We start from the raw sequence: 20,614 nt of genomic DNA on the forward strand, positions 1-20,614 counted from the left end.
CGTCACTGTTCTGAACGGCTAATCAGCTTAGCACTGACCTTCAATATCCCGAGCCGACTATTTGTCTTTCGGACTGAACGACCTCTTCCTGCTCGATCTTGTCCTAGTTTGCAATCAGTAAGGGCACCTAGTTTTCACGCTGCTTTTTTAGGTCACTCGGTGCCTTACCTGTCCAGCCACGAAAGGCATGAGCGAAACTGGTTGCGTCGGAATACCCTAGCACCTCTGCGACTTCTGCAACGCTGGCCTTCTGCTGAGAAAGAAGCATTTCTGCATGTTCACATTTCAATTCAGCAATCAACTTGCCCAAGCTTGTGCCTTCCTTGCGAAGTTTACGTGACAGTTGCTGCTCTGAAAGACCACAGATACCTGCGGCAATTTCATTGTTTAATGGCTGCACGCCAATGTGTGGTTTGAGAGCTTCTCGAACACTGACAATTACTCGCTTCGGAGGTAGCGACGTGCCAGATCGTTCAATTGGCCCTTTGAAAAAGTCATCGGAAGAAAATGGCTCCGTTAGCCAGATTGCTGGGAATGCGACGCGATGCCCACGTCGATCTCCAGCCAAAACCGAACATCCAAGAAATTCGGACGGAAGTGCGTTTGGGTCGCTTATTGTGACCATCACGTCATCGGGGTTCCATTTTTCGCCGATGGATCGCTTAATAATTTCTCCGAACATCGCTGCAAAGAAACCATCTATCTGAGCTGGTACGAACGGTGTGTCGTAGTATCTGCGACCAAACAGGAAGCCTGATTTTCCGCTTACATCCAAGTGATGCTCGGTGGAACTCGAATGATCAGTTGCCACCACAACCAGTTTGGTGAGGAACGATCCCAATGTAACAGCGCAATCTGCGGCCTCAATCAAGGGAGGCCACTTTGATCCTGCTATCATTTTGCCGATCCTTGCCAAAAAGAATGGGTCTTCAGCTGCGGAAGCTGCCTCCTCAAAGAACTGGTACATGACGATTGCATGAACGAATATCTCCGGATCATCGAAGGACTCTCGGGCCAAACCAATCCGCGTGAGTAATTCGTCAGAGCAATCATAAACGGCGTCCAGCGCGGAAAGCGCTGGCTTACCCGTTGAAAGCCGGATCAGGGGTTGCGTTGGGCCGCTCATGCCTGATCCTCGAAATATGCAAGGTCCATGATCCACATAGCCATTATGACATCAGAATAGGATTTATTGTCGCCGCCCTGATGATTTCCGTCAATAATCGCATCGCCTTGATCGAAATCGTCAGACTGAAAACGATCAGAACTGTCAGAGTGAACCCCATAAAATGTCTCGTTGCGGCTAACGCCAGCAACCCATTCCGACACCGCGCTATTCGCCAAATGGAGGGCTCACTGTGACCGAGAATCCCAACAACGACAGCGACAAAAAAGTTCGCTTCCAAGAAATCAATGAGACCCCCGACGCGGATATTCGACCAGACGATGGGGCACCAAGTTCGCTCATCCGGCGCGATATTCTTAAGGCGGGAAGCGCCGCTGCGCTAGCTGCTGGGTTTGTCGCCGCTACCCGTGACGCTCAAGCACAAGCGCTCTATACCCCAGACCCACCGGCAGAGGCACCCGACTGGTACACCACCCCATCCGAACAATTGTCGCCACCGGCAGAACGTACGAGTGACTACTATGTTCCAGAGTTCACCGCTGGCAAAGACGCCAATATTGACTGGTGGTTCGGCAGGAATGTAGGGGGTGTAACAATTGGCCTTATTCAGGCACGAGCGTATTTGCCGATGGCGCCGGGCAACATGGGCAATGCAACAACATTCGATTTTCCGATGTTGTACCGGGAAGCCGTTCCCCCAAATGTCTATGACATTCTTGCCCCCGTTCCGACCGAGTCTTTTACTGCTGAAATGGTTAAGGCCGCGAAGTGGCTGGAGCTTCAAGGCGTTCGTGCGATCATGGCGAACTGTGGGTTCTACGGAACTTACCAACAAGCAATCGCCGAGCAAATCGATACGCCTCTTTTCTCCTCCAGCCTACTCCAACTGCCTGCCATGATTGCGAGTTTACCGCCACGTTCAAAAGTTGGCATCGTGACTGCCAATGGCGAGGCTCTTGCTGCTTCACCGGCGATTGAGAACTGTGGCGTCACCCCCCAGCAGAAAGCGGAGCGGCTCGTTATCCAAGGGCTGGAAAATGGTCCAGAAATGCAAAACGTGCTGCAACTCACCGGTAGTTACAACATGCTCGCGCTTGAGAACGAGATCGTGGAAGGCGCAAAGGCCCTGGTTGCCAGTAACCCGGAAGTTAAGTGTATCCTTTTGGAATGCACTGAACTGCCGCCTGCTGCTTATAAGGTTCAGGACGCAGTGCGCATGCCTGTCTGGGATTACACGACACTGACTAAGTGGGTCTACGAGGGTACGCTGCGCAAGCCTTTCCTCGGAATTATCTGATCAAAAAAAATGCCCCCGGCGGTCGATTTGGTCGTTGGGTACAAAAGCAGGTATCTGATCGTGACCGAACTATTGCGTACACAAGAGCCAAATTCGAAAAGTGCAAGTGTGGCTTCCTCGCGCATTTTCACACTTCTAACTCTGTTCACACTTACCTTGTTAGCTTCACCTTTTGAATTGAGAGCGCAGGATGCTGGAAACACCACCGATTCAGCACCGGTTATTCCAACTGCTCCCACCTCGGTAGAGGGAACGCTGGAGGAACTTGAAGCAGTCAGAGAGGCCGAATTCGATTTTCCTGCAATCGATAGTGCGCTGAAACCGTGGTTGGATTGGAAAGCTCGTTTGGCCGAACGTTATGGCTTCAATCTGGGTTTTGACTACAGCTTCAACACTCAGTGGTCCGACAATTCTGTAGGCGAGACTCACGCAACTGGTGGGATTTTCCGGGCCTTCTTTTCGTGGGACCTGTTAAACCGACACGATCCCTCCAGAAAAGGTACTTTGGACTTCAGAGTTGAAAACCGCCACCGGATTGGTACAGCCTTGCCGCCAGAGGCGCTGGCAGCCAACTTTGGTTGGGTCGGAACGAGCGCACCGGATTGGTCTAATCAACAATGGGGGATCACGGTCTTGAAATGGCGTCAGCGATTAGACGCTGGCGATGCCCCAATTGAGGTCAATGTAGGCTACATGAGTGCCTTCTCGCAGTTCGACATTACGCCATACTCCGACAATCTTACGTCGTTCCAAAACAACAGCATTATCTTGAACCCTACTATTGGCTATCCGTCGGCCGGTTCGTTTGGAATCTCTGGGTACATCGGTATTCCACGCACCAATTTCTATGTTCTCGGCATGGTCATGGATGCCAATGGGCAATACGATAGCCTGAGCTTTGATACTCTTGGGGATGGCGCCTACTTCAAAGCTCTTGAGTTTGGTTGGACCGATCAAAGCGTGTCCGATGCTTCGTTTTTATTTAACAACGTTCACGTAGCTCTTTGGCACACCGACGATGACAACTACGGTGTGGGGCTAACAGGGAGCTACACCTTCGAAGACTCGCGCATTGGAACTTTTGCCCGACTTGCATGGGCAAACGAAGATGCCAGCACACCGTACCAAAGATACGCAGCCGCTGGTATTACGAAGGGCGTTTTCCGAGCGAGTGAAGTGGGGCTTGGTGCCAGTTGGGGCCGCCCACCGAATTCAGATGAAGACCAGGTCGCAGTGGAAGCATTCTATCGCTGGCAGGTCGCTCAGAACTTCGCGATTACGCCAAGTATACAGTACTTGGATAATCCAGCATTTAACTCAAGCGACGGAGCCGTGACCGTTCTTGGATTACGAGCGCGACTGACATTTTGAATTGGTGAAGGCGCAGCATTCGGAAGTATGACCTCGGAAATTCCGAATGCACTCGCTCCATCCAGCTCTCAAGGCAACTGTAGATCGGGACGAGTTTTGCCAATGCCGTTCAGTGAATGATGGTCTGCTCTCGTGAAACGACTTGAACTTTGCAAAGTCCGCTTTCTGCGCATCGCTGACATTGGTGCTTTCAGCAACATCGGTTGGTTTGGGCTCGAAGCGGCCATTCTCCGCAGCTTGCATGTTTGGCAGGTACAGCCCGAAGCAGGCATTCACAGTCAAGCTTTTCAGTTTTGCACCAAACCATTCACTAGGACATGCGCGACGTTCAGGAAATCATGTTGTCTTTTCCAAGCAGCGTAATTTGCGTTACCAATAGACATGAATGGAGACCGCAGACTTTCCGCAGTACTCTCGGCCGATGTAGTAAACTACTCAGGCCAGATTAAGGCAGATGAAAATAGGACTCTCAGCGAACTTCGTGTTCTACGTCGAGAGTTATTTGATCCTTTGGTTAGCGATCATCGAGGTAATGTCGTTAAGAGGATGGGTGATGGATGGATAGTCGAGTTTAACTCGGTATCTGATGCAGTACGATGCGCCCTTGATCTTCAAAGCCAGGTGTCGACTCAGTCCTCATTGAAACTACGAGTGGGTGTGCATCTTGGAGATGTCGTATTCGACGAAGATGACATTTTCGGCGATGGCATCAATCTATCTGCACGTCTACAAGAGGCTTCCAACGAAGGGGCTGTGTTAATTTCAGATGTCGTCCATCGCAGCCTTGACGAGCGCCTCGCTGAGCAATTTTATCGCGCTGGAGAGCGACAGTTTAAGAATGCGCCGTCACCAATAGAAATTTTCCAATGGTCGCCGCCAGGTTCTGCCCCACCGCGAGTAACTCCGGCTAGCCATACAAAGTCTCTGCTAATCGGCGTCTTACCTTTCGATAATCTTTCTTCTGACCCCGATCAGGAGTTTTTTGCAGATGGAATTACCGAAGAGATCATCACCACTTTATCAAAACTCCCGAATTTACTAGTCGTCGCGCGTAACTCTACATTCGTCTACAAAGGTCGCTCCGTTGACGTGAAACAGGTCGGTCTGGAGCAGGGTGTCGATCTTGTTCTTGAGGGAAGTGTCCGTCAAAGCGGTAACCGGGTGAGGATCACAGCACAGCTAATCGATGCAAAGTCCGGCATGCATATTTGGGCAGACCGCTATGATCGCCTCATTGAAGATGTATTCGAAGTTCAGGATGAAATCGCACTTAGGATTGCAACCGAGCTTCAAGTCGAACTGTTGGCGGGAGAAATGGCTCGTTTCAGAGGATCCGGCACAAATAACCTAGGCGCGTGGACTGCTCAACTAAAGGCCGTTGAGGCTTCGCGCAGAATTACCAGGGAAGCTCAGGCCGACGCTCGCCGATTTGCACAACAGGCAATTGCACTCGACCCGGGTTACTCGGCTCCGTATTGTACTTTGGGATTCATTTGCACTGTCGAAGCACGACATGGATTTGTTGCTGACCGGCGTGCCGCGCTAGCGGAGGCTCGTGACTGCGCTCAACGGGCTCTGGAAATAGACAGCTACAACCCAGAGGCTCACGCTATTGCGGGTTTTGCGGATGCAATCGATGGCAAGCTGGTTTCGGCTATCGAGAAGTTCAACGAGGCACTAGCGCTGAATCCAAACCACGCTGACGTAGCTGCCAGACTGTCAATCACCCTAGCTTTCAATGGCCAGGCAAATGAAGCGATCCAAGTCGCACAACAAGCCATTACCCTGAACCCTCACTATCCAGGTTGGTATGCAGGCGTTCTGGGTTTAGCCCTTCGACTCGACGGTCAATACGAGGAAGCCAAGAAAGCATTCACCGAATATGGTCAAAGGGTTGAAGGCTTTGGTCACCTCGACCTCGTAATCGTCCATGTAGAGACGGAGAACCTTGAGGCCGCTCGCGATGAAGCACGGAATGTGATGAAATACCGCCCTCAGTTTTCCATATCGGACTGGGCGAATACTCAACTTTTCTCTGACAGAAAAAGGCTGGAGAAAGACTGTGCGTCATTGCGACTAGCCGGTTTGCCTGAATAGGAGCAGGGTTTCGCTGTAGCAGGATGGTTTGTGATGCAAACCAATCTCACACGTTTCCGATTTGGGTTCGTGATGGCCGTGCGCTTCTAGGCGCCTTGGCGGTAGGCCGCAGCCCAAACCCGGATACTCACAAATGGGCCCAGCAATTTCCCAGTAGCAGACTAAAGCTGCCCTTCGCGGTTAAACAACCAAGTTGATAATTTGGGCCGATTATCCGTAGGAACTTGAAGCTTAATTTATTTGATCACGCGGGCTTTATCAGTGTTTCCAGATATTCTCGAGTGTCGGCATCCCACGAGCTGGGGTCCTCTCCATGGGCGACCACCGCGTGCAGTTCCATGAGCTTCCAGACTTCGTCCTTGGTCGCTGCAACCACTTTGCCTGGGCAGGCCTCCATGCCCTCGCAATCCTTGCAGGCATATGAATAAACAGTGTTCATCGCTTTCTCCTCCGTTCGCTCGAAAAGCTGCTTAGAACTCAGGAAACGTCGGCAGCCCGTCGTCGAGTTTTATCCATGGCTGCTGATGTGACACGAAGATGTGGGCCTTGGGTCGCGCAATCGATGGGTCGTCCAACGTTACAGCAGAAAACCAAGCGTCAGCGCTCCAGTCTTGGCCCTCTACTTCATTTAGGGCGGCATAGGTCAACGTCGTTCCACAGTCCCGACAAAACCCGCGGCGAATACCCGGAGTTTTCTCAATGTGTTGGATTTCGCCTTTGATAACTACGAAGTCTTCCGCTGCCACTTTAGCCCAAGTTACAAAGGCACCGCCAAGGGCCATTTGGCATGAACGACAATGGCAATGTCCCGACCAGACAGGTGGTGTCGCGATCTGGTATCGAACAGCACCACAGTAACATCCACCTTGAAGTTTTTCCATCGTATCAAGATCTCCTGGCATGCGGCTAGGTTGACATCAGCACTAAAGCATCCGCTCCAATATTTTATAATAGCAGCGCAGATTTCACTGTGAATAATGTCAAGAATGTCGATATCATGCGACTCAAATAGTCTAACAAAACTTTAGAAAAACTACAGTATGGATTGGTTGCACCTTCCCCCAATGAACGCTTTGCGCGCCTTCTCAGCGGTTGCGAAGGCTGGGAGTTACACTGTAGCGGCTGAACGCTTGAACGTGACCCAAGCGGCTGTCAGCCAGCAGGTGAAATCGTTGGAAAGGCACTTGGGTGTAGCTCTTGTTGCTAAACGTGGGCGCAGCATTGAATTGACAGAGCCAGGCATCATTCTTGCGCGTGAACTGGGTATCGGCTTTGAAATCATTGGAAGGGGTGTCGAACGACTGGCAGAACACACAGCACAGCGTCCCGTTCAAGTGACAATGTCACCAGCATTCGCGGTGGAGTGGCTGTTGCCGAGAATGGCAGAGTTTCAACGCGAACATCCAGAGATCACTTTGATGCTGAACCCAACTTCGGAACTGGTTCAGATAAGACCAGGTGGTATCGATGTCGCCATTCGGTATCACGACAGACGCATGCCGAGAAAAGAGGAGGATACTGTCCTTGTTTCCGACATGGTCGTGATCGGGACACCTTCACTGGTGGAAGGCCAAGATCTGCGTGACCCGGCCTCTCTGACAAAACTGCCTTGGTTGCAGGAACTGGGCACCAACGAAGCGGCCGACTGGTTCACCTATCATGGGGTCGTACCTCTCGAGCCATTGACGATAAATCACATGCCGGGGAACCTGATCATGACTGCGGTTCGCCGGGGTGACGGTATCACGTATTCTGCCAGAGCTTTTTTCGAGGACGATCTGTCATCTGGTCGGATGATTGAATTGTTCTCTGAGCCTCTCTTCGGCGTCTATTACATCCAGACGCAGGCAGAATTTCAGCGCCCCGAGGCTAAGGTTTTCGTCAATTGGCTAAAATCTCAGTCGCAAGTCGTATCGAGACACAACTCTGCAAGCTGAGAAGCTTCTATTGACCCCTGCGTGTTTGCTCATCACCGTTGGTTTCGCCTTTTTTAAGGCTGCTTTGTAGAGGAGCCCGCTGCGATCAGAGCCGCCATCCCTCCATCGATGAACTGCACGTTTTGAAAACCCATCGCAGTCAATACATTTGCCGCTGCCGCGCCTCGATAGCTCGGAGCTCCGCCACAAGTGGTGAAAATTCGCCTTGCACGATCCTGTAACTCTTGAGATCTGTATTCACTTTCAAGGTCTGCCATCCAAGCGACGGCGCGACCAGGAGCCGGAATTGCTCTCGGGCTGATACCTGTGGCCGCCATTTCAGCGCTATCCCTTACGTCCACCACAAGTGCGTTGGGGTCTTCGATCAGTACTGCCAGCGCGTCAGTTGCTGAAATTGGATTTGCTTTGGATATTTCTTGAGCTTCCATTTGTGCGAATGTTAAGACCATGTTGCCCCCCGACTGCAAATCTTACGCTATGCTACCATGCGGCTGATTTACCGTAAAACGGCATCCAAGCGATGATTGCCGGTCTTGTGGTCGCCCAGACGGTTGCCATCAACGAAGTTAAACAAGTCCCGGTCAACGGCAGAAGCGGGCCTCGCAAATGCCCCAGCCATTGCTGTTGATCAGTGACTACTCTGCGGCCAAAGCGTTCTGCCTGCAATAACACGATGCCTTGATCGGCACCTCGGCGCGAGCAGTGGCCTTGTCCAGTTGTAGCTTAATGTGGGTGGCTTCGACCGTTTCACCGCGCCGGACGAGACATTCGTGCAAGCCATGCAGGCTCCAGACGTTGCCCGGATGCTGACAGGCCCGGCTAAGCGTTGCATCCAGGCCAAGGTCTGCACGGTAAACAGCTTCGGCTTCCTCCATCTGGCCCTGCTCAAGAAGAAGAGCACCCAGCGCATGACGGGTGGGTTGCATCCAGCCCCAGGGCTCGTCGTACGGCAAGTTGTCGTCGATCTCGACTGACTTTCGCAGGTGGTCAAAGGCCGTTTCGTGCTCTCCTGCGTGATAGGCCAACTCACCCAGCATCATTTGCTCAGCGACCTTCAGAATGTCCCGGCATGTGTTGTTGAACAGCATTCGGGTCTCAGGAACTCTGGCCAGAGCATCATAGAACTTGGCTTTTTCACTCTCGGCTTCGGCGACCCTGTGTAGGTTGGCCAAGGCAACCGTCCTTGCATACCGCATCATGGCGATAGTGACGCTGTAGAGCTCCGCATCTTCAGGTAACTCCTGATCAAGGATAGCCTGCCAGCGTCCAAACCTGATCAATACATGTTGTTTCATAGGAATGAACGCCTCGAACCAATCAGCCATTGGCCGAAGTGTCTCTGAAGGTAAAGTTTCGACAAGCTCATCGGCGGCTTCGATTGCTGCCGATGGTTGCCCCAAGAACATCGCACCGTATATTTTAAAGTGATAGTTGTGGCACCGATAGACGGAATAGAAATTGTCAGGGCCTTCTCGCTTAAGAAACTTGCGATCTGCCAATATGGCTTTGTGATTTCGCAGTACCACGTTCATGTAGTCTCCGCACAACACGTCGATATGGGTCGGCATGTGCAACAAATGCCCGGCCTCGGGCACCAGCGTGCCGAGCACATCCCCGTGACGCAGTGCCCGTTCGGGGTGGGGCGACATTTCCATCAGGTGAATATACATGTGCAATAGTCCTGCGTGCTCCCATGCTCCGGAAAGTGTATCGAACGCATTTTCGAGCACAGATACTGCCTCGAGCGTATCGGCCCCTTCGGCGGGCTTTCCGGACGGCAAATCCCAAAGCTGCCAAGGTGTCCGGTTCATGAGCGACTCGGCCAGAATCGCGGACACGTCCAGGTCCTGATCGAATTCGGAGTGAACCTTTCGCATCGCATCAGCGAATGCATCATTCCATGGGCTGAAATCCTCGATATCCGATGAGGATGGATAACGCGCTGGAATGGCTTCGATGAGCGCGCGTTCAACAGGCGTCAGTTTGTCCTTTAACGATGCAGCAGCCTCGATTGACGCTTTTGCCAAGGCGATACAGTCAGGCTTCTCGTCTTCTTCGAATGTTTCCCAGGGCTTGTTGTAGTTCGGCCCAATGCAATACGCGATGCCCCAGTGCGCCATTGCGCAATTTGGATCCGCAGCCACGGCATTCTGAAAGCATACAATCGCTTCTTCGTGGTTGTACGCGTAAGTCCAAGCCAAACCACGATCAAACCAAAGCTGGGCTTCGTCCGACGAGGTTGTGATCTTTCGGCTGTAGCTACCGAGATCATAGTATTCCATCACAATAACCCCCTAATTAAAGGTAGGAGGTTACCACAATGGGCTGTTTCTCGATACTGGCGACATCAAAGCCGACCCAAGGCATAGACCCGACTTATATGAGCCCCATTTGATCGAAGCACTCTTCTTGGCGACTGACCAACTTATCGGCTACGTGAGTGACGCGTCGTCCAATCCATCCACAGTAGCCCACCGACAAGACCACAAACACCGCTCGCACACCTAAGACGGGCTTTTGACAAAGCTGATGTCGGCAGTCAGGTTGGTCTTTTCCGCCAACTAACACTTTTGGGGCCTGGTAACGTCGTGCGACAGCTTCTGTTCTAACTGGCGTTGAAAACGTGTAATTTGCGCTCATTGCGGGCGTCAAAAATACGGGCACCCTATTCTTCTAGCGTGGCAACTGCATGGTCGTGAGAGGTATGCGGTCGATGCATGTTGAGGATACGTCGAGCTTCATTCGATTTTCCCGATATTGCCAGCGCATGCGCCAATGAAAACTCAATAATATCGCGTTGCGCCCGGCTACCACCAAGGCGTTCGTGCTCAGACATGACACTTACGAATTTCTCAATCGCTTCGTCCGCGTTTCCATCCGCCAAAGCACGGAATGCGCCTGCTACCGAAGCAACGGTGGGGCCTGCGGGTCCCTTTGCGCCGTCAATGGTTGCTTCCAGACGCTCTCTGTTTCCAGCCATCGCATGCGCAAGAGCAGCGTGAACATCCGCAAAAGCCAAGCCTGGTGAAGGAAAGAACTGAACAGCATAGTCGCTGAGTTGTTGCCAACGCTCCTGAGGAATTTGCTCGCCAGCCAAAAAGGCGCGGTGAACAATTGCCACACTATCAGTCAAAACGTTCAGTGGTGGCGCAGGAGGTCGGTCGGGGGAAACATAATCATCGAACAGCTTCCACATACCTGCCACATCGCCGCTCTCAAGCGCCCACAGAGCGACGTGCCAGCTGAGATGGCAGTGCAGATACGCTGTGAAGGGATAGTCTTGCCAGAATTCGCGCAGATAAGCGTAGCCAGCGTCCGTCTCCCCGTTCTCATAGTAGAGATGGGCCCTGACATGTGCACTGTGTGCGCTGTCTGGCTTCAACTCAAGCGCGCGCTCGATGTTTTCCGCGGCCGGGCCGATCTGTCCGGCCTCCATCTGGGCAAATGCATGCTGGCAGAGAAACCACCAGTCGTCACCATAGTGCGGCTTCAACATGGTTGTGTACGCAAGCTGCTCCGCCTCGCGTCCAGCCTGACCTGAAAACCCTATTAAGCCAAATACGCTGGTACATGTCTGAGCAAGCAAAATATCTCGCGGATGGTCTGTGACGTGATCCCGGATGCGCCTGTAGGCCTGCGGTGCACGCCCCTCAATGAGATCGCTGATAATGTCGATCTGGGCGGCTTCGCGCGGGCTGACACCATGCGACAGTTCCTTTGCGACGGCTATTTGACGCTTTGCATCTTGTCCACGCCCGACGGTAACAAGGTAGCGAGCAAGCCCGACATGGGGCATGGCAAAGCTATCATCTGCCTGCATTGCAGAACGGTAAGCTTCTTCAACATCATCAAAAGCACCCAGAAATCGGTCGATGCCTTCAACGTAGGCGTCTCGCGCAGTTTGTGATGTGGTCGTTAGCGGGCTTCCGTACCGATCTTCAAGCATCCAAACCTTCCACTTTCTGTACCAAACCTGTCCGTCAGTGAGCTATATGAGCATGCCTACCCATAAACGAGTCAAAGGAAATCGACGTTACGAGGCGCCATGATTTCAGCATCCGTTTCTTTCAGAAGTCTCATGAAATCATCAACATGCCGTTTAAATCATATTTGCTTTATCAAATCCCGATTTTCCAAAATTGGACTCCGAAAGCAATTTTGGGGATTATTACATACGGCTCGACCCGCGTCCGGTTAGAGGAGAAAGTAGGTATGACAACCCAAACTCGCCCGCTCATTGATACGGCTTGGTTGGCAGATAACCTGACTAACCCGAAACTGCGCATCATTGATGTTCGCTGGAAGTTTAGGGAGGAAAACGGCAAGGGCGTAGCCTATGACGATAGGAGCGAGTTCCAGGCCGAGCACATTCCTGGCGCCGTGTATGTTGGCATGTCGACGGAGCTTGCAGACAGCACTCAGAACACTCCCGACATGATGCTCGGCCGAGAGGACTTCGGGGAAAGGATGCGCGAGTTGGGTGTTTCCAACGACAGTCATGTCGTGGTCTACGATGACTCCGGGCTTCCATTGGCGTCTGCGCGTCTTTGGTGGGCACTTTCGCACTATGGCCATAAAAACGTGCAGGTCTTGGACGGCGGCTTGCAGCAATGGAAACTCGAAGGTCGACCCACTGAAACTGGCGATCTAACCGTTGAGCATGGTGACTTTGAACCAACAGTGCAGAGCAATTGGATTGCCCGCAAAGCTGATGTCTTGGATGCGATGGGTAAGCCCGGAGTCAGAATTGTGGACTTTCTACCAAACAACCTCTTCCGAGGCGACGGAGTTCACACATGGGGAGGTCGCTCGGGACATATTCCCAGTGCCGTCAACATACCGGCGATATCGAACATCGATCCGGATTTGGCACACATACCCATTGCCGAACGTGCAGCTAAACTAAAGGAACGTGGTTCATTCAAGTTGGCGGATCATTCCAAGCTCCTCAAGCACTATCAGGACAAGGGAATTCAAACTGACGATGAGGTCATCGCCTATTGCGGCCGTGGCATAGCTGCTTCTTGTGGGCTCCTTGCGTTGCGCCAAATGGGGTTCGAAAAGTCCCGCCTGTACGATGGTTCATGGGCTGAGTGGAGCGCCGATGAGAGCCTTCCGGTTGAAACCTCGTGAGACTACGATTTTGGGTCACTTTGGGCGGTCCAATTATTGACGCGTTGCTAGGAGGATATTTTTGATGACGGACAATTTCCGGCTGACCAAAGAGGCTGCGCAGAAGTACAACAACCATAGTGTGCCTGCGATGTTCGGCCCATTGGCTGAAGCAACAATGCAGAAGGTTCAGCTTCGAAGCGGCACTTGTGTTATCGACATCGCATGCGGCACCGGGGCTTTGACGCGAGAGATTGCAAGGAAACTGACGGGCGAAGGCCGGGTTGTTGGCGTAGATCTGAACGAAACCATGATTGAGGTCGCGCAGTCCAATCAGCCGGATTGTCGTCATGTGCTCGAGTGGTATGCAGCAGATGTAACCGAGTTACCTTTCGGAAATGCTACGTTTGACTATGCCTTCATACAACAGGGGCTTCAGTTCTTCCCCGACAAATCCGCCGCTTTGCAAGAGGTTCATAGGATCTTGCGCAATGACGGTCAGCTATTTTTGACATGTTGGCGCGCAGTGTCGCCCTTCAATGGAGCGCTTGCAAAAGCTCTCGAACGGCATGTTGGAACAGATGCCGCAGTAAAAGCCAGAGCGCCTTTTTCGTTTCGAGATGGGGACCTCATTTCGAACTTGTTGGTCGATGCAGGCTTCAAGATAGCTCGTCACGAGCCATTGGTACTTGAGCGAAGATTTATTGATCTTCGCGCGCAAATCATGGCGCTGCCAATCGAAACCGATCTTAGGGATGCAGGTGCTGACGTCACCAACAAGGTCGTGGAAGAGGTTGCAGACGCTTTGTCTAGATATGACAAAGAAGGCGTATTGCACGTACCGCAAGAAGCGCACCTATTTGTCGCCGCGGCATAGGTCAACGACCACTGACTTAGTTCTCCATTACGATCTTTGCCATGGTCGAAAGACAATGCGGCATTAGTGGCGGCCGAGCTTGGCTCCGCGTTGACGGTTGAGTCTGCATCAAACTATACTTTTGCCATGCCTAGCGGAAAATACATCGACGATTTGTCGGTTGGCGAAACCTTCGAAACCGGAGGCATTACGCTGACCGAGGGAGCGATTATTGACTTCGCACTGGTTCATGACCCGCAGCCCTTCCACGTTAACAAAGTGGCTGCCGCAGAGTCGATTTTCGGCGGTCTCATAGCCAGTGGATTTCAGACAATAGCGCTTACTTTCAGGTTGTTCCGCGACACTGGTGTACTTACCGGAACCAATCTGGGTGGACATGGTATGGACGAGGTACGGTGGCTGGCTCCGGTGTATTCCGGTGACACGATCAGCGTGCGCGTTACGGTTGAGGCAATTACACCGTCACGTTCGAAGCCAGACCGGGGAACGGTCAAATTCCGATACCAGACATTTAACCAGAACGATGTTGAAGTTCTTAACCTGGTCATGCACCACGTGATGGCATGTCGGAGTTAAGGCGGTTTGCAGCGACTGGGGCGCGGCGATCAATTTGATCTCCCATTGTCATCTTCAAGAGTATCCTTGGGCTCGCCACATAAGGCTTCTATTGCTGCGGTCGTGGCGTACATGCAAACTAGTTTGTTCGCGTGTTCTCAATCCTTTTTGCCTAAATAACTACTTGTAGATTGCCGCATAGCGAGGTGCGAAGAACTTAACGAAGGCTTTAACCTCTGGCCGACGATAGGCTTCCGGCGAAATGAGCATTAGGTGCGGCACCGCAAGTTCAGGGATTTCGTCGAAACATCGGATGAAAGACATGTCTGTTTCCACCAGCTTGACATTGCTGATACCAAGGCCTTGCCCTGATCTGATTGCCGCATGCATAAGCTCGAGTTCAGTGAAAGACATAACGATCTGTTCCGGTGCCACGTGATTGGTCAACCATTCGTGGAATACATTCGGTACATCGTCCCGCTGAAAGGTAACAAACTGATGCCCGGCCAGATCATTCGTTGACCCCGGTAAGCCAAATTTGTCCGCGTAATTTTTGCTGCCGAACAAAGACCAGCGGGCCGTGCTGATCTTACGACAGATCAGGTCAGGATCGGGATCGGTTCTTGCAAGGCGCAAAGCAATGTCGGCCTCGCCCGCCATCAGGTCCAGCGCCCGAACGCTGGACAAAAACTCGAATGCGACATCCTGATTGTCGGCGGAAAACTCGTTTACGATTTCAATCATGCGTGCGGAGAAGTTTGCCGAATAAGCGGTGATACGGATGGGTTGTGTCGACGTCAATTCCTTCGCGCAATCGGTAAATTCGAGGACTGAAGCCTCGATTGCTTCGGCGAGGGGAACGAGGCGAAGGGCTTCTGGGGTCGGTTTGAACCCGTGCGTACCACGCTCAAACAGCGTCAAGCCTGTTTCTCTTTCGAGAACATCAATGCGTCGGGCGACCGTTGGTTGGGAGACCTTTAGCTTTCTGGAGGCCGCAAGCGTCGATCCTTCTCTCAAGACAGAGAGGAACACACGAATATCCGACCAATTTCGGAACCCGTTCTTCATTTTTTTAGAACAGCACAATTTTGTGCCGGATACCAGAAAAACAGGTGAACAGTTACTGTTGTTGCGACAGCGCAAGCAACTCGGAAAGGACCATGAGATGGCTTCCCATACAATGTCACCCAGCATCTGGACCGTATTTGGTGGACTGTTCGGTAGGACCAAGAGAGGCTTCCCCGAAGCCCGGAAGCCGCGGCCTACAGCTGACGATTTTCACGCTGAACGCGACTATATTAATGACGTGATCTGGAGTAATCCCGATGCGTTTTCGAGTGAGCTTGACGTGCAGAACATGGTGAGTCTGTATCCAGGAAGGTTCTGACGACACTTGGTGACAATCGGCCGAATAAGGCGATTAGATCACGCCAAATGCAGCTGCAAGCTGGAAGTGGCAGCCACGCACCTGTGTTGTAGCCATTGAGTAAGTACCAATACGAGACTTTCATGAAGCCCGCGAAAGAACCCAGGCCGATTTACTTAGCTCAATCACCCCTTTTTGCGCACCACGACAACAAATTGGGTCATCGAAAAGAAGAAGCGTCCAGTCCTTGCAAGGCTGAGCTGCTCATCAAACCACGATTGCGCAACTGCGGGATCAACATGGTCATTTGCGACAGTGTATTGCTTCATGAGGTGCATCATCATGATTGCGAGGCCATCAGGCTTCAACTGGTGATCCGTCATTGTGAACGACAAGACATCTTCCACACGGTCGCCGCGAGCCTTTATCAGCGCGGGCAGTCTTTCCGGGACGGAACCACTCACAAAGTGCTGGTTCCAGGATGTCAGCATCTTTTGCATTCTGTCGGGCTCATCGCTGAACCAGATCAAGCTGCCAAAGTGTAGATCGCTGATGACGAGGCGCCCGCCGGGTTTGACGCACCGCAGCGTGTCAGCCAACGCACCGTCTACGTCTTCGATGTACTCAAAGACCTGTACCGAGACGGCCTTGTCAGCACTCTCATCCTCAATGGGCAAGCTATTTGCGGCACCAGCACGAAACTCCACGTTTGCGTAGTCGCTGCACCGTTCTCTAGCAGCTGCCGTCATGTCAGCGCTTGGGTCGATCCCGATGACATAGCCATCCGAGCCAACTGCCCGGGCCAACTCAACTGTTAACATCCCGTTGCCACAACCGATGTCCAAAATAGTTTCACCAGGAGCCGGGCACAGCGCATCAAATGAAGCCTGTCTTCGCCGCGTCAGTTCTGCGCCTTGATAGGCGATTTCAAGTAATTTCGTTGTTTCAGCGTCAAATTTAAGCAACTCTCCACCCCTACAAAGCCCACATGCCCCCAAAACCTTATCAGAAATTGAGCTATCTACGAAAAGCAGGACGGATCGTTGAGGCTTGAACATGGATCCACCAACAATAAATGAATGCGCCGACTTGATCCGACGAATGATTTAACCCCGAGAGCGAAGGACGCATCTGCCGCTCTATCGGACCAGCTTTTCGTGGCGTTTCGAACGTTAGAACAACATCAATTCAAGGGATGTCGAGGCCGTTCTCTCGTCCGAAATCGGTATAGAAGCTGTCACTGCGGCATCGGTTTAAAGTGGCTTCGTCCGCTTCTCTTGGGTCGGTGCCAGGGCTTTGGACACCTGTTCCTTCTATGAAGCGGTTCACGAGATTAAAGACACCGCAAACTTGGATAGCATCGAACAGCGCACTCTCCGACCAGCCTGCCGCGTAGACTGCTCTAGCGTCGGCTTCTGTCATTCGGGATGGTGAGACAGTGAGCTTTTCAATGTATGCCAGCAACGGTTTGAGGTGATCCTCGACGGGCGCCGTATCGCGGTCTTCCATCAGTGCCTCGATTGTCTCGACTTCAATACCGTAGGCTTTGGCGAAAACGATGTGCGCCCCATGGCAATACGCACAAGCATTCAATCCCGAGACATAGGCCGCAATGAGTTCACGTTCAGCAACCGAGAGGTCGCTCTCGCCCCTCATCACAAGGCTTTCGTACGCACAAAGCGGAGAAAGTTTATCTGGAAAGGCTTGATAGACACTTCCAAGTGTCGCGTTCTCCGGCAGAGATGGAAACAGGCGTTTCATTTAATTCTCTTTCAATCTTGCTATGGATTACGTTTTCTCAAAGTGAGGAACCAACGTTGTTTACGCAACCTTAAAGCAATTTCGGGTTCCGCTCAGAGATTCTGTTGGGATACTGCGAACGGTAAGTTTGCCAGACGACACCCCCAACTTGTTGCTGCTTGGTTAAAGGCAATTTCATTTGAGCCGTTCTCGTAAATTTGCAAAGTCAGCATTCTGCGCATCGCTGACCTTTGAGTTCGAGGAAGCTCTTTGAACTTTGTGCTCACGATTACCGCTGAAGGGATGTTCACGAGTGTCCGAAGTTCGGATTAGCCGGCGGTTGGCTGACAAAGGCGCAAGGGCTGCAACCGCTCCATAATTGCGACTTATGTTAAATCTCGAAATCCTGGCTTTCTGCCACAAAACCGGTGCGCGTTTTCGACAGTTTCAGGAAAACGAATGTTTCTTCCTGTGATGTCTTGAAGGACGATGCCCGCAGTATCAATATTAGACTAAGCGTCCTAAAACCAAGTCTTGTTCATTGTTTTCACTCCCTGATTGGCTGCGTTCCAAACCAAAGCAGCTCACCGAAGCAAATCAAAAGCCCGAAGACAAGCTTGGTGTCGAACCGGTTGCGAAGGTCGGCACCAATATCGACCGGCCGGTCATCAATCTTTATCGGCCCCATATCACCTCTGGGGATTGTCTGATTGTCACCGGGTATCAGGACTTCTTGTCTTCACTGTCGATTTTGATGAAGGAATTGCCAGAGCTGAGGGATCCCGAAAACGACAGCGATATCCGGATCCGGATATCGTTCGGGATCGACACGGCTAATACCAAAAGGCTGACCAACCCCAAACCAGTCACCGAAGAAATGAAACTCTACTGGCTGGAGCGCTCCGGGCTTCAAGTGGAAGAGGATCACGATCTTATCGCGGTGCTGGCAAAACACGCCATCAAAACCGGCAAAATTGACTTGCGTGTCTTCGATCCGGAGCTTGCCAAACACAAGTTAGGGATAACCGGGGACCGGCGGCTACACTCAAAAATCGTCAGCTCGCCAAAAGGTGCCGTCGCCGGATCCGCAAACTTTTCCTACTCAGGGCTCTACAGAAACATCGAGTATGCCGATGACCTGGATGCGGGCACTCATGAACTTCAGGTCGAACGCACAGAAGCCGCTGAGCAGGCTTGGGATGTATCTGTCGATTGGAATACCGAAGCGCTGGAGATACTCGAAAAGCTCATCAAACCGGTGACCGCTGAAGATGCGATGGCGCGTACGATCTCCGAACAAAAGGGGTTCGAACCTTGGCTCACCGGAGACCGAAAAGATATCACGAGCCATATGCTGTTTGGGTATCAACAGGAGCTGACCTATGAGGCGTGTTCACGCGACCACGAGTGTCGCACTTCCACGAAGAGCTTCCGGCCATCAAAACAGATGACTTCAAAATCAGGGGTGTAAGGTTTTGGTTTGTATCCCGTTCCCTTGAACTTGGTGATGAGCTCCGCTTTTGTTGGATAAACACGACCTGATTTCAGATCGAATGTGCAGGGTTGCGGCCGGATACGCGTGCAGAAATCAGATTTTCTGCTCGCTATCGCCGTTAATTGGGGACAAAATGAAGCAGATCACAGCGAGTAGTGTCGAGGAGCTAGAAACTCTCATCAGAGAGCACGGCGAACAGGCCCTCTTCCGGGGACAAACTTCCCATTACCCAACCGTTACGACCTCTTTCGACCGCGCCGGTTGCATCCCGAGCGAAATGCTGAGGTGGAGCCGGTACGCCAAGAACGTCTTGGACGCTTTCCAAAAGGGGCACGGAAATCGACTAGAAAACACGCAAGCTCTGTTGCAGCATTACGGCTGGCGTTCTTTCTACATTGATTGCTCTTCCGATCCGTCTGTGGGCGCTTGGTTCGCATGCCACAAATACTCAGAAAACCCAATAATCGAGATGAGCGAGGACTACGAAGAGCGCCCCGTATGGCTCCGCAAACGAATGGCGAAATATACCTTCGAGGAAGGTGATGGCCATCTCTACATTTTCGACAAAGACATGGCGACGCAGGCCGGTGTAGTTGATCTTGGAACGCTAGAAATAGACGGCTTCGTGTCTCGAATTCAAGCGCAGTCAGCTTGGCTCATTGGGCCTCTGCGGAACGCTCCTTTACCTATCGGTTGTTTCAGAGCGCATATCGTCGCTGATCGGGCAATATTCCATGAGTATGCGGCTCAGAACGGCTTTGAAGGCACAAACTCACTTTTCCCATCGCCAGAGGGAGATCCTATCCTAAACGCGTTGCTTGGCTTGCCCTGGCGGGAGATCAAAGGCGTGAGCAACGGCGGTTTCTCTATTCCAGCATTCAGGAGATCCCTTGAGCTCCCGGAATACTCGGAAAGCTTCGTTAAAATAGCCTGGCCTCGAACTGCGTTTTTCCGCGGCGAGAGAATCGAAGAGAAATTCGGGTCAATCGATGGCGATCCGCTTGGAGGCATCGTCGTGAGTGTGCCTGAGATTTCCTTGTTCGGCAGTGCCGACAAAAACACACCCATGCGCTTTCCCCAGATCGAAGCGCTTGTCCAGGAAAACGGCACAGTTGCATTCGAAGTCGACGAATTGATCCAGCACGCAAACATGGGCGAAATGACGCTCTACCAAAAGGGGGTTGGTGTGCTCCCAAGAGGACCAGATCAATTCGAGGTATGCGAGTTGATGGTCGAACATCCTGGACTAGACATGACAGGCGTTGGTTTCAACAAAGGCTGGTTCTATCGTCGCAATGCCGACGGGTTCTGGATTCGCGAGAGCCATCCGGAAGAGTGCGATTGTGGAAGTAGCGAAGTGCATGAAGCACACATTTCAACACTTCACATAGTTGAAGAATTTCTTTGCGAGCCTGACAAGTTCTAGATAATTGAGAGCGTAGACAGAGTTGTCGTTTGACCACACTGTACCGCAGACCGTGAATTGGCCCATCACCTGATTTTGCGAGTGCGGCGAAAGTCTCCTTCGACGGGCCGCGCCGCAGCATGGTGATGTCAGGACGAGTGACCGCAATGGGCCGCGCTGTCATGCTGCGTGAGCGAAGGTCCGCGCCTCAACTGAGGTCGGCTCGGGGCTCATTT

General features: G+C 52.1%; 19 protein-coding genes. 9 read left to right on the forward strand and 10 right to left on the reverse strand.

Going from position 1 to position 20,614, the window contains the following annotated elements; all coding sequences use genetic code 11:
- Window positions 1-127: 127 nt before the first annotated feature.
- Window positions 128-1,126 (reverse strand): AraC family transcriptional regulator, encoded by a 999-nt coding sequence (locus ACR0MI_RS11655; protein WP_170666162.1) that lies wholly within the window; start codon window positions 1,124-1,126, stop codon window positions 128-130.
- A complete protein-coding gene (locus ACR0MI_RS11660) occupies window positions 1,123-1,329 on the reverse strand; it encodes a hypothetical protein (RefSeq protein ID WP_170817140.1) in 207 nt (68 codons plus the stop codon). The genes ACR0MI_RS11655 and ACR0MI_RS11660 overlap by 4 nt, the downstream gene beginning before the upstream one ends.
- A gap of 29 nt (window positions 1,330-1,358) precedes the next feature.
- On the opposite strand from ACR0MI_RS11660, the gene ACR0MI_RS11665 reads away from it, so the two are divergent.
- The 3 genes from ACR0MI_RS11665 (at window position 1,359) to ACR0MI_RS11675 (ending at window position 5,891) form a co-directional block, all read left to right on the forward strand.
- Entirely contained in the window at window positions 1,359-2,423 is a 1,065-nt protein-coding gene (locus ACR0MI_RS11665; RefSeq protein WP_170537956.1) for an aspartate/glutamate racemase family protein, read from the forward strand.
- Window positions 2,424-2,483: 60 nt separating this feature from the next.
- Window positions 2,484-3,794, forward strand: a complete 1,311-nt coding sequence (locus ACR0MI_RS11670) for a carbohydrate porin (RefSeq protein WP_170817141.1) — start codon at window positions 2,484-2,486, stop codon at window positions 3,792-3,794.
- Window positions 3,795-4,175: 381 nt separating this feature from the next.
- The gene (locus tag ACR0MI_RS11675; RefSeq protein WP_480854418.1) at window positions 4,176-5,891 is read left to right on the forward strand and encodes an adenylate/guanylate cyclase domain-containing protein; all 1,716 of its coding nucleotides are present in this window, start codon (window positions 4,176-4,178) and stop codon (window positions 5,889-5,891) included.
- Window positions 5,892-6,135: 244 nt separating this feature from the next.
- Here the strand turns inward: ACR0MI_RS11675 and ACR0MI_RS11680 are convergent, their stop codons facing one another.
- Together ACR0MI_RS11680 and ACR0MI_RS11685 are read right to left on the reverse strand one after the other, a co-directional pair.
- Window positions 6,136-6,330 carry a DUF1059 domain-containing protein gene (locus tag ACR0MI_RS11680; protein ID WP_170415288.1) on the reverse strand — a complete coding sequence of 65 codons (195 nt, stop codon included), beginning with the start codon at window positions 6,328-6,330 and terminating at the stop codon, window positions 6,136-6,138.
- Between the two features lie 31 nt (window positions 6,331-6,361).
- Window positions 6,362-6,772 carry a GFA family protein gene (locus tag ACR0MI_RS11685; RefSeq protein WP_480854420.1) on the reverse strand — a complete coding sequence of 137 codons (411 nt, stop codon included), beginning with the start codon at window positions 6,770-6,772 and terminating at the stop codon, window positions 6,362-6,364.
- Window positions 6,773-6,955: 183 nt separating this feature from the next.
- Between ACR0MI_RS11685 and ACR0MI_RS11690 the strand changes: the two genes are divergently transcribed.
- A complete protein-coding gene (locus tag ACR0MI_RS11690; protein ID WP_170740962.1) occupies window positions 6,956-7,828 on the forward strand; it encodes a LysR family transcriptional regulator in 873 nt (290 codons plus the stop codon).
- A gap of 53 nt (window positions 7,829-7,881) precedes the next feature.
- Here the strand turns inward: ACR0MI_RS11690 and ACR0MI_RS11695 are convergent, their stop codons facing one another.
- The 3 genes from ACR0MI_RS11695 to ACR0MI_RS11705 form a co-directional block, all read right to left on the reverse strand.
- Window positions 7,882-8,277 (reverse strand): rhodanese-like domain-containing protein, encoded by a 396-nt coding sequence (locus tag ACR0MI_RS11695; protein WP_170415294.1) that lies wholly within the window; start codon window positions 8,275-8,277, stop codon window positions 7,882-7,884.
- Between the two features lie 186 nt (window positions 8,278-8,463).
- A complete protein-coding gene (locus ACR0MI_RS11700) occupies window positions 8,464-10,110 on the reverse strand; it encodes a tetratricopeptide repeat protein (RefSeq protein ID WP_170415561.1) in 1,647 nt (548 codons plus the stop codon).
- A gap of 383 nt (window positions 10,111-10,493) precedes the next feature.
- The gene (locus tag ACR0MI_RS11705; protein WP_170415296.1) at window positions 10,494-11,774 is read right to left on the reverse strand and encodes a tetratricopeptide repeat protein; all 1,281 of its coding nucleotides are present in this window, start codon (window positions 11,772-11,774) and stop codon (window positions 10,494-10,496) included.
- A gap of 266 nt (window positions 11,775-12,040) precedes the next feature.
- Here ACR0MI_RS11705 and ACR0MI_RS11710 point away from each other — a divergent pair, with 266 nt between their 5' ends.
- The 3 genes from ACR0MI_RS11710 to ACR0MI_RS11720 all read left to right on the forward strand — a co-directional run bounded on the left by ACR0MI_RS11710 (window position 12,041) and on the right by ACR0MI_RS11720 (window position 14,393).
- Window positions 12,041-12,961 carry a sulfurtransferase gene (locus ACR0MI_RS11710; RefSeq protein WP_170700154.1) on the forward strand — a complete coding sequence of 307 codons (921 nt, stop codon included), beginning with the start codon at window positions 12,041-12,043 and terminating at the stop codon, window positions 12,959-12,961.
- Between the two features lie 64 nt (window positions 12,962-13,025).
- Entirely contained in the window at window positions 13,026-13,817 is a 792-nt protein-coding gene (locus ACR0MI_RS11715; protein WP_170517481.1) for a class I SAM-dependent methyltransferase, read from the forward strand.
- A gap of 126 nt (window positions 13,818-13,943) precedes the next feature.
- Complete coding sequence (locus ACR0MI_RS11720; protein ID WP_170415301.1) at window positions 13,944-14,393, forward strand: MaoC family dehydratase; 450 nt, start codon at window positions 13,944-13,946, stop codon at window positions 14,391-14,393.
- A gap of 159 nt (window positions 14,394-14,552) precedes the next feature.
- Here the strand turns inward: ACR0MI_RS11720 and ACR0MI_RS11725 are convergent, their stop codons facing one another.
- The 3 genes from ACR0MI_RS11725 to ACR0MI_RS11735 form a co-directional block, all read right to left on the reverse strand.
- Complete coding sequence (locus ACR0MI_RS11725; RefSeq protein WP_170408191.1) at window positions 14,553-15,440, reverse strand: LysR family transcriptional regulator; 888 nt, start codon at window positions 15,438-15,440, stop codon at window positions 14,553-14,555.
- A 483-nt stretch (window positions 15,441-15,923) separates the two neighbouring features.
- Window positions 15,924-16,703 carry a methyltransferase domain-containing protein gene (locus tag ACR0MI_RS11730; RefSeq protein WP_093965079.1) on the reverse strand — a complete coding sequence of 260 codons (780 nt, stop codon included), beginning with the start codon at window positions 16,701-16,703 and terminating at the stop codon, window positions 15,924-15,926.
- 223 nt (window positions 16,704-16,926) lie between these two features.
- Window positions 16,927-17,499: a carboxymuconolactone decarboxylase family protein gene (locus tag ACR0MI_RS11735; protein WP_093964968.1), complete on the reverse strand. Its 573-nt coding sequence runs from the start codon at window positions 17,497-17,499 to the stop codon at window positions 16,927-16,929.
- A gap of 520 nt (window positions 17,500-18,019) precedes the next feature.
- Here ACR0MI_RS11735 and ACR0MI_RS11740 point away from each other — a divergent pair.
- A complete protein-coding gene (locus ACR0MI_RS11740; RefSeq protein WP_480854429.1) occupies window positions 18,020-18,949 on the forward strand; it encodes a phospholipase D family protein in 930 nt (309 codons plus the stop codon).
- A gap of 157 nt (window positions 18,950-19,106) precedes the next feature.
- Window positions 19,107-20,399: an FRG domain-containing protein gene (locus tag ACR0MI_RS11745; RefSeq protein ID WP_170817143.1), complete on the forward strand. Its 1,293-nt coding sequence runs from the start codon at window positions 19,107-19,109 to the stop codon at window positions 20,397-20,399.
- The last annotated feature ends 215 nt before the right edge of the window (window positions 20,400-20,614 follow it).

Source organism: Ruegeria sp. D4, assembly GCF_056534475.1.

Excerpts from the sequence above, each read along its gene's own strand:
- ACR0MI_RS11655 (WP_170666162.1), bottom strand. The coding sequence starts at position 1,126 with ATGAGCGGCCCAACGCAACCCCTGATCCGGCTTTCAACGGGTAAGCCA.
- ACR0MI_RS11675 (WP_480854418.1), top strand. The coding sequence starts at position 4,176 with ATGAATGGAGACCGCAGACTTTCCGCAGTACTCTCGGCCGATGTAGTA.
- ACR0MI_RS11680 (WP_170415288.1), bottom strand. The coding sequence starts at position 6,330 with ATGAACACTGTTTATTCATATGCCTGCAAGGATTGCGAGGGCATGGAG.
- ACR0MI_RS11685 (WP_480854420.1), bottom strand. The coding sequence starts at position 6,772 with ATGGAAAAACTTCAAGGTGGATGTTACTGTGGTGCTGTTCGATACCAG.
- ACR0MI_RS11690 (WP_170740962.1), top strand. The coding sequence starts at position 6,956 with ATGAACGCTTTGCGCGCCTTCTCAGCGGTTGCGAAGGCTGGGAGTTAC.
- ACR0MI_RS11695 (WP_170415294.1), bottom strand. The coding sequence starts at position 8,277 with ATGGTCTTAACATTCGCACAAATGGAAGCTCAAGAAATATCCAAAGCA.
- ACR0MI_RS11700 (WP_170415561.1), bottom strand. The coding sequence starts at position 10,110 with ATGGAATACTATGATCTCGGTAGCTACAGCCGAAAGATCACAACCTCG.
- ACR0MI_RS11705 (WP_170415296.1), bottom strand. The coding sequence starts at position 11,774 with ATGCTTGAAGATCGGTACGGAAGCCCGCTAACGACCACATCACAAACT.
- ACR0MI_RS11710 (WP_170700154.1), top strand. The coding sequence starts at position 12,041 with ATGACAACCCAAACTCGCCCGCTCATTGATACGGCTTGGTTGGCAGAT.
- ACR0MI_RS11715 (WP_170517481.1), top strand. The coding sequence starts at position 13,026 with ATGACGGACAATTTCCGGCTGACCAAAGAGGCTGCGCAGAAGTACAAC.
- ACR0MI_RS11720 (WP_170415301.1), top strand. The coding sequence starts at position 13,944 with ATGCCTAGCGGAAAATACATCGACGATTTGTCGGTTGGCGAAACCTTC.
- ACR0MI_RS11725 (WP_170408191.1), bottom strand. The coding sequence starts at position 15,440 with ATGAAGAACGGGTTCCGAAATTGGTCGGATATTCGTGTGTTCCTCTCT.
- ACR0MI_RS11735 (WP_093964968.1), bottom strand. The coding sequence starts at position 17,499 with ATGAAACGCCTGTTTCCATCTCTGCCGGAGAACGCGACACTTGGAAGT.
- ACR0MI_RS11745 (WP_170817143.1), top strand. The coding sequence starts at position 19,107 with ATGAAGCAGATCACAGCGAGTAGTGTCGAGGAGCTAGAAACTCTCATC.